General features: G+C 67.8%; 4 protein-coding genes. 1 reads left to right on the top strand and 3 read right to left on the bottom strand.

Annotated features, from left to right (window positions below):
- Positions 1-188: hypothetical protein (locus tag ACTS11_RS03535; RefSeq protein ID WP_442638962.1), on the top strand; the 188-nt coding region annotated here is incomplete at its 5' end.
- Here ACTS11_RS03535 and ACTS11_RS03540 read toward each other — a convergent pair.
- From ACTS11_RS03540 to ACTS11_RS03550, 3 genes are all read right to left on the bottom strand, one after another.
- A complete protein-coding gene (locus ACTS11_RS03540; protein ID WP_442638963.1) occupies positions 189-1,190 on the bottom strand; it encodes an SIS domain-containing protein in 1,002 nt (333 codons plus the stop codon).
- Complete coding sequence (locus ACTS11_RS03545) at positions 1,187-2,146, bottom strand: hypothetical protein (protein ID WP_442638964.1); 960 nt, start codon at positions 2,144-2,146, stop codon at positions 1,187-1,189. Before ACTS11_RS03545 ends, ACTS11_RS03540 begins: the two co-directional genes overlap by 4 nt.
- Positions 2,139-2,969, bottom strand: an 831-nt coding sequence (locus ACTS11_RS03550; protein ID WP_442638965.1) for a carbohydrate kinase family protein, incomplete at its 5' end; no start/stop codon positions are given. The genes ACTS11_RS03545 and ACTS11_RS03550, both read right to left, overlap by 8 nt.

Raw genomic sequence — 2,969 nt, forward strand, 5'->3', positions numbered from 1 at the left:
TCGGGCGCATCTCGGGCACGGTGCTGGCGGTCCTCATCGTCACGACGATGCAGGTGGCCCTACAACTCGCGAACATCTCGCAGGCGTGGCAACTCGCCGCGATCGGCCTCCTGCTGATCGGCAGCGTGGTCGCGGACAATGCGGTGGCCGAGAAGCTAAGGGCGCGCGCGCGGCGCGCGCCCTCCTGATCAGGTCGAAGTCCAGCCAAACCAGTCGCGCTGGATCTCGGCGCCTGCAGATCCCCTGCCCGGACCCGTCACGTTGAGGTCGAACCGTTCGGCGACCGCGAGGCAGAGTGCCTGGCACGCGAGGGCCGCCCGCATCGCGGTAATCAGGGTGTCGCCGTCCGCCGGCAAGCCCGCGCGGCTCACGGAGACGCCGAGCCTTGCGAGGCCGTCGGCCAAAGCCTCCGTCCGTGCATCCGCCGGACCACCTCCGCCGCAGAGCACGGCGTGATCCCCGGGGCGCAGCATGAACTGCGCGCCGTGCCCGAAGTTCTCCGCCTCGAATGACCAGGCCGGAAGGCCGCCCGCCTCGTGCATCTTCGCGGCCCCGTAGTTCGCGGAGCCCATCGCGGCACCGCCGCCGAGGAAGAAGAAGCGCGTCTCGGGCAACAGCTCGGAAGCAGTCTCGCGCGCCGCCTCAAGCGCGACTTTCCCGTCGCGCGCGAGCATCTCCACGACCGGCCCGGCATCGTAATCGCCCACCAGCGACGCCAGCGCCAGAAGCGTCACATGGTAGTCCAGGCCGTGCGGAATGGCCCGGCTGATCGGCTTGAACGGAAGGACGAGGACGTCCCGTGCCGCCCGCGCTAGCGGGCTTTCGGGGTTGAGGGTCACCGCGACCGTGTGAGCGCCGTTCCGGGTGGCCTTCTCCACAGCCTCCACGGTTCGCCGGGTCGACCCCGAGATCGAGATCCCGACGACGGCATCCCCAGCCCGGATGTATACATCCCAAAGCATCTCCGCGGCCGACGAGGGACGTATGTCCCAGCCCCGACGCCTGAAGTGGAGCGCGAGTGCTTGTGCGGCGAAGAGGCTGTCACCGCAGCCGCCAACCCATAGGGTTCGGTCACGGTCAAGGCGGATCGAGGCGGCTGCTTCTGCGAGGGGCCCGACCGCATGCGCGAGGATTGCAGATTGCTCCGCGATTTCCCGGCACATGAGGGCGCGGCTTTCGGCGGGCGTCATCGCGCGTTCCCCTTGGAGGTGTCGCGCCGGAGCACCGCGCTCGCAAGATTTCCGGGCTCCACCGGTCCAGCTTCCGTCAGGATGGCGCTGACGAGATCGGGCGGCACGATCTCCAGTTCCGGAGCCTCGGTCGAGGCCTGCTCGCCGGGCCTCAGAAGGAAATCGTATCGTCTCGGCGAAGGCGCCGGCAGGTCGGCCGCCGCACGCGCGCCGACCTTGAAGAGGTCCGCGGCCCCGTAGACGGCAATGCCGTGCGCGTGCGCCGCCCGCGCCGTCATCGTCGAACCCACCGTATTGATGATGCCTCCGTCTGAGGTCACGCTCTCGGCGCCAAGTAGGACCACGTCCGACCGCGACATCGCATATTCGATCGCGGCGTCCAGGACGAAGGACACGGAAACTCCCAGATCCGCAAGGGCGGTCATGTAGCGCCGCCCGCCATCGATCGCACGGCTTTCGGGAATGACTATGAGGTCGAGGCCGGTCGCGCCGGCAAGCGCGCGGACCACGTCCGCAACGGTGCTCGAGTAGTCGTAGATCAGCGGGCGGCGCACGTCCGCAAGGATCTCGGTGGCCTTCGCGATAAGCGCGCGTCTCCGCTCGGCCGCTGCCGCGCCCCATGCCTCAGCCCGGGCGGAAAGGACTGCCGCGGCCTCGACCGCGGGAAGCTGGTCGACGCCATCGGTCTGCCAGTCGAGCGCGTTGGCGACGATCGGGGCATTGCTTCCCCGCGTCCGGGCGATGAAACGCGCCAGTTCGAGAGCCTCGTCGCGCGCGGTCGTCCGGTCGGCGCTGGCCACTTGCGCTACCAGGGGAAGCGCGAGAGCCACGTGGTTCGTCGCTCCGAGAACGCCCTCGTCGACGATGTCTAGAAGCCCCTGCATCGTCTCGGCTCCCGGTGCGGGTAACCCCTTCTTCACGAGGATTTCGGGGAATTCGAAGCGTCTTTCAGACATCTGTTATCTCTTGGCTGCGAAGTTCAAGGAAGCGCGCGACGTCGGCATGACGCGGAAGTCCGGCTTGTGCGCCGTAGGCACGCGTCGACAGCGCAGCCGCCGCATTCGCGAACCGAAGTGACGTGATATCGTCAGCGCCGCCCAGTCGACAGTGGAGGAATGCAGCGGCGAAGGCGTCGCCCGCGCCGGAAGTATCGGTCACTTGCACGGAATGTCCGGGCAGGTCAAAGATGCCGGCCGCGTTCTCCACACGCGCACCGGCGGCGCCCCGCGTGGTGACGATCGATCTGTCGGCGCCGAGAGTCAGCGCTCCGAGCGCACGTTCCGCCTCCGCCCTGCTCTGATCGCTGATGAACAGGAGATCCACGTTCGGCAGTAGTTCCGCGACCCTGCCACCACCGGCCGGAATGTCCGCCGCTTCGAGGTCTAGCGAAACCGAGGCGCCAGCATGTCTCGCCCGTTCGATGGCCTTCATGGCGAGGTCATGACGGGTAAAGGTAAGGTGAACGTGCTGCACGCCGCGGAAAGCTTCGGGCGTAAGGTCTTCGGGCTGCGGCAGGTAGGCGGGGCTCACCGCCTTGACGAGGCACTTCTCGCCATCCTGGTCTACCATGATAATGCAGAAAAACGTCGCCGCACCTTGGCGGGTGCTGACATGGACGAGATCGAGTTGCTCCTCGGCCAGGGCATCGAGCGCCTCGCGCCCCATCGCGTCGTCGCCCACGGCGCCGAGCAGACGTGTCGCGGTTCCGAGCCGTCTGGCTCCCACGGCGGCATTGCCGAACGCGAAGGGCTGATGGACCGGATCACCGTGATCGAGGGC

This window comes from Roseicyclus sp., assembly GCF_052168335.1.
Classification (GTDB): domain Bacteria; phylum Pseudomonadota; class Alphaproteobacteria; order Rhodobacterales; family Rhodobacteraceae; genus Roseibacterium.

What these genes read in the sequence shown, in the direction of transcription:
- ACTS11_RS03540 (WP_442638963.1), bottom strand. Translation starts at nt 1,190, where the DNA reads ATGACGCCCGCCGAAAGCCGCGCCCTCATGTGCCGGGAAATCGCGGAG.
- ACTS11_RS03545 (WP_442638964.1), bottom strand. Translation starts at nt 2,146, where the DNA reads ATGTCTGAAAGACGCTTCGAATTCCCCGAAATCCTCGTGAAGAAGGGG.